The following is a 5,289-nucleotide window of genomic DNA, read 5'->3' on the forward strand; positions in this document are numbered from 1 at the left end:
CGGGTGGTGCGGGCCGCCGAGTCCTACGCGATGCGCGGGGCGCGGTGCGTCATCGCCATCAACGAGGAGGTAGCCGAGCGGGCCCGCGCCCTGGGCGCCCGGAACGTGGTGGTGGTTCCCAACGGCATCGACACCGATGTCTTCGAGCCCACCGGTGAGCTCCCCTCCGATGAGGAACGCGCCGAGCTGGGCATCACCGGCCCCTATCTCATCTACGCCGGCACCGCCTCGGAGTGGCAGGGAGCGGACATCTTCGCCTCCGCACTGGAGCAGGTGCGGCGCACCCACCCCACCGCTCAGGTCCTCTACATCGGGCAGGGCTCGGACTGGCAGAAGATCGCCCAGGTCGCCTCCGCCCTGCCGCCCGGCCCCGACGGCGCCCCCGCCGTCGTTATGCACGGTCTCATGGACGCCTCCGACGCCGCCCGCTGGCAGCGGGGCGCCGCCGCCAGCCTCGTATCCATCCGCCCGGGGCAGGGCTATGACTTCGCCTACCCCACCAAGGTGCTGGCCGCCCTGGCCTGCGGCGTCCCGGTGGTCTACGCCGGGGTGGGACCCGTCGTCGAGGACCTGACAGCCCACGACCTGGGCTGGGTGGCCGACTACACCGAGGACGACGTCGCCCGGGCCATGACCCGGGCGCTCGACGAGGCCGACCAGACCGCCGCGCAGGACTCCTCCCGGGCCCACCGGCTGCACGCATGGGTGCGCGACCACCGCTCCCTGCGGGCCACCGGTGAGGCCGTGGCGCGACATCTGCGGACGGTGGTGCGCGGCGCATGACCTGGATCGTGGCCTGGATGTCGGCCCTGCCGTTGCTGGTTGCGTTGATCGTCGCGACCTTCGCACCCGGCTGGCTGCTCCTCGTCGCGGGCGGTGCACGGTTCCGGCTGGCGCGCGTCGCCTGCGCCCCGGCGCTGACCTTTCTGCTCATGGGGCTCGGGGGAGTCCTCTTCCGCTCCCTGGGGGTGTGGTGGCACCTGCCCACTATCATCACCTACCTGCTCCTGTGCACTGCGGCTGTCGCGGTGGGGCGCTGGCTATGGGTCAGGCGCAAGGGGCAAGTGCTGACGCTGCGCACCTGGTTCGCCCCCGAACTTGCCCCGCACGGGCTGCCGGCTCCCACCCCATACTCCAGCGCGATGGGGGCCCCAGGTGAGCCGGAGATGCCCGACACCCGCTCCATCCTCGGCTCCCAGCGACTGATGTGGTCCGCCATTGCGGTCACCTGGATCGTCATGATCCTGCCGATCCTGCCCGGATCGGGACCCAGTATCCCGATTCAGTCCGCCGACTCCCTCTACCACTACAACCAGGCCTGGCTCATCGAGCACACGGGCAACGCATCGATGCTCGACGGCAACGCGGGCATGTTCGGGATGGACGGTCATCACTCCTTCTACCCGATGGTGTGGCACGAGATCGTCACCCTCGCCTCGGTCGGTTGGTACCAGGTGGTCCCGGCCACCAACACCCTGCTGCTCGTGGTGCCCCTCGTGTGGCTCATCGGCATGGCCTACCTGGCTCGGGTCATCCTCCCGGAGATCCGAGGCTCGGTGTACCTCGTCCTGGGCGCCGGCGCACTCACCCCGATCTTCCCCATCCGGCTGTTGACCGACACGGCCGTATGGCCCTACGCGCTGGCTCTGGCGGCGTGCCCTGCCGCCGTCGCCTGGGCGGTCGCCGCCTGGCGCCGTGCCGCCTGGCTCATCACCGTGGGACGCCGACGCCGTACCCTCATTGTGGTGGCGGCACCGGTCGCCGCGGTCATGGGATCGGTCGTCACGCATCCGGCAACCGCGATCATCATCGGCTGGCCCCTGGCGGCAGTGGCCTGGATGGGGATCGTCCTGGCAGGGATCCGGGGGTTGCGCCAGCATGATCGCGCCGCCCGGCGACGCGGCATCATCCTGCTGGGCGTCGCCGTCGCCGTCGTTCTCGCCGTCGCCGTCTTCGTCATGGCTCCCGGACCGCAGCAGGCGCACTTCGGCAGACGACCTGACCGCAGCTGGGAGCCGCTGTTCGCCAAGCTGGTCATCCCGTTTCTGCTCTACTACGGCGGGGGCGGTTGGGAGATCCGCGCCGCCTACATCATCATGGCCTGCCTGAGCGTGCTCGGCGCGGTTCTGGCCTACTGGCGCAGGCACCACCGGGGCATCGTCGTGGCCTGGGTCGCCTGCATGCTGCTCATCCTGGCGGCGCTGGCCCCGGTCCCCGTCCTGTCGGCCATGACCGGCGTGTTCTACAACAACCCGCACCGGATCAAGGCCATGACGGTGGTTCCCGCGCTTCTCCTCGTCGCGCTTGGGCTGGATGCGCTGACCGGCTGGTTCCTGGCATGGCGGCGCCGGCGGGCCGGCACCAAGCAGGGCGAAGGTGCGAATGCCGCAGATGCTGCGCTGCGCAGGTCCGAGAGCCCGGAGGGGCGGGCGTCGGTCGCCCGGATCATCATGAGCAGTCCCGTCGTGGTCGGAGCGCTCGTCCTCATCCTGGGGGTCGCCAGCAGCATGACCGCCGTCAGAGCGGACGTGAGGGGAGCCTTCTCCCCGAAGTACGGCCAGTCCCGCCTGGTGGCCTCACCCGACGAGCTGGCCATGATCAAGCGCCTGAGCACAGAGCTCCCCCCGGACGCCTACGTCCTGGGCGACCCCGTGGCGGGTACCGCCATGCTCCCCTTCCTGGCCGGGGGCAGCCCGGTGTGGATGTTCGCGGGGCAGGCGGACAGCGACGCCGACGGCCTCTACCTGCGCACCTACTTCCGCGACATCCACTTCGACCCGAAAGTGTGCGAGATCGTACGCCGCCATCGCATCACCCACTTCTACAGCGACCAGCCGCAGCGCTTCAACGGCGTAGCCAACGAGAAGCTGCGTCCGGGCCTCTACGACGTCGACGTCTCCAGCGGATTCACCCTCGTCGACCAAGGCGGATCCGCGGCCGTCTACCGCATCGACCTGTGCTGGCTCTCCAGCGGGCAGTAGCGGGGCGAATGAGGCCGAGTGCCCGGCCTCAGGCCGGACGGACAACAAGAACGAACGAGTATGGTGGACCCGCTACGCCACCAGCCACGGAAGGACCAACCCGCATGCGCATCGCCGTCGTCGCCCTGGGCAAGATCGGACTGCCCCTGGCTGTCCAGTACGCAGACAAGGGCCACGAGGTCATCGGAGTCGACGTCAACCCCGCCGTCGTCGAAGCCGTCAACGCCGGTAGCGAGCCCTTCCCCGGGGAGGCCCACCTGGCCGACAAGCTCGCGGCGCTCAGCCCCGCCACCGGCAACGGCGCCCTGCGCGCCACCACCGACTACGCCGAGGCCATCCCCGACGCCGACGCGATCGTGCTCGTCGTGCCGCTGTTCGTCGATGACGCCACGTGGGCGCCGGATTTCGCCTGGATGGACGACGCCACCCGCTCCCTGGCCTCCCACCTGACCCCGAGCACCCTCATCTCCTACGAGACCACCCTGCCCGTGGGCACCCTGCGTGGCCGCTTCAAGCCCATGATCGAGGAGATCAGTGGCTTGAGGGAGGGAACCGACTTCCACCTCGTCTTCAGTCCCGAGCGGGTCCTCACCGGCCGCGTCTTCGCCGACCTGCGCCGTTACCCCAAGCTCGTGGGCGGCCTGGATGAGGCCGGAACCCGAGCCGGCATCGCCTTCTACGAGGCCGTCCTCGACTTCGACGAGCGCGACGACCTACCCCGCCCCAACGGCGTGTGGGACATGGGCACCGCCGAGGCCGCCGAGATGGCCAAGCTCGCTGAGACCACCTACCGCGACGTCAACATCGGCCTGGCCAACCAGTTCGCCGTATACGCCGACAAGGCCGGTTTCGACATCGAACGCGTCATCGAGGCCTGCAACTCCCAGCCCTACTCCCACATCCACCGCCCCGGCATCGCGGTGGGCGGGCACTGCATCCCGGTCTATCCGCGCCTGTACCTGTCCACCGACCCCGACGCCTCGGTGGTGCGCACCGCCCGCACCTTCAACGCCACCATGCCCGCCTACGTGGTCGGCCGGGCCACCGAGCTCCTCGGCTCCCTAGAGGGCCTGCGCGTCGTCGTGCTGGGCGCCTCCTACCGCGGCAAGGTCAAGGAGACCGCCTTCTCCGGCGTCTTCCCCACCGTCGAGGCGCTGCGCGAGGCCGGCGCCGAGGTCCTCGTCCACGACCCCATGTACACCGATGAGGAGCTGTCCGGCTTCGGCTGGACCCCCTACCACCTGGGGGAGCGGGTCGACGTCGCCATCGTCCAGGCCGACCACCCCGAGTACCACGAGCTCGCCCCCGCCGATCTGCCCGGGCTGCGACTCCTCCTGGACGGGCGCCGCGCCACCGACGCCGGCAAGTGGACCGGTGTGCCCCGTCTGACCATCGGCGGAGGCAAGTGACCTGGGCGGCACCCTGAGTGCGGTGGTCGGCTCGATCTCGGCCATGAGCCCGGCCGACGACGGCTCCTGGTGGACCGCATGGCCCACCGTGATCGTCGCCGTCGTCCTGGTGCTCCTTCCCGGATGGCTGCTGGCGCGCGCATGGGGCTTCCGCGGGGTCGCCGCCCCGGCGGCGGCCCCTGCGCTCCTCCTGGGCGTCGTCGGCCCGGCGACGGTGATTGGCGGGGCACTGGGCATCCGCTGGGACGTGACGCATCTGCTCGTCGGCCCCGGGATGTGGCTGTGGGCCGCCGCGGCGGCCCTCGGACTCGTCCTCACCCACCCGTGGCGTCGGCGCTCGACCGACGGAATCAGGGCGGACGCCGCTGGCCCCGTTCTGGCGCCGCCCGCCTTGGGGACCCGCAACGCGCTCCTGCTCGCCGGGGCGGTTGTGCTCTCCGGTGTCATGACGGCCTGGCCCGCCCTCATCGGCACCCGGGGCCCGCAGTCACCGCCCCAGGCCTCCGACGCCGTCTTCCACCTCTCCGCCGTCGCCTTCGTGCGTCGGGAGGGCAACGTCTCGCCGATGGGTGGATTGGCCTCCATGTACGACGGAGCCGTCACCTACTACCCGACCGGCTGGCACGCCCTGGCAGCACTCCTGCCAGGGGATGTCGTCGTCGGGGCCAATGTCCTCGTCCTGGTCTCGGTCGGCCTCATCTGGCCCCTGGGGATGGCTGGACTGCTGCGGGAGGTGCTCGGCCGGATCCGCCCAGCTGCGACCGCCACCGACGGCGCGGTCCTCGCCGCGGGTACGGCGCTGTCGGGATCCGTGGTGAGTCTGCTCCTGTTGCTGACGAGCACCTGGCCCTACGCCCTGAGCCTGGCCGTCCTGCCCGCGGCGCTGGCCCTGATAGTCA

Annotated in this window: 4 protein-coding genes; all 4 read left to right on the forward strand. The window is 70.7% G+C overall.

Going from position 1 to position 5,289, the window contains the following annotated elements; translation table 11 throughout:
- The coding region (locus HMPREF0975_RS09700; RefSeq protein ID WP_009233983.1) for a glycosyltransferase at window positions 1-783 on the forward strand (783 nt) is incomplete at its 5' end.
- A complete protein-coding gene (locus HMPREF0975_RS09705; protein ID WP_009233984.1) occupies window positions 780-2,981 on the forward strand; it encodes a DUF6541 family protein in 2,202 nt (733 codons plus the stop codon). The genes HMPREF0975_RS09700 and HMPREF0975_RS09705, both read left to right, overlap by 4 nt.
- Before the next feature lie 104 nt (window positions 2,982-3,085).
- Complete coding sequence (locus HMPREF0975_RS09710; protein WP_009233985.1) at window positions 3,086-4,390, forward strand: nucleotide sugar dehydrogenase; 1,305 nt, start codon at window positions 3,086-3,088, stop codon at window positions 4,388-4,390.
- Window positions 4,391-4,412: 22 nt separating this feature from the next.
- Window positions 4,413-5,289, forward strand: an 877-nt coding sequence (locus HMPREF0975_RS14955) for a DUF6541 family protein (RefSeq protein ID WP_332248278.1), incomplete at its 3' end; no start/stop codon positions are given.

It is taken from the genome of Actinomyces sp. oral taxon 849 str. F0330, from assembly GCF_000239715.1.
In the GTDB taxonomy this organism is placed as follows: Bacteria; Actinomycetota; Actinomycetes; order Actinomycetales; family Actinomycetaceae; genus Actinomyces; species Actinomyces johnsonii.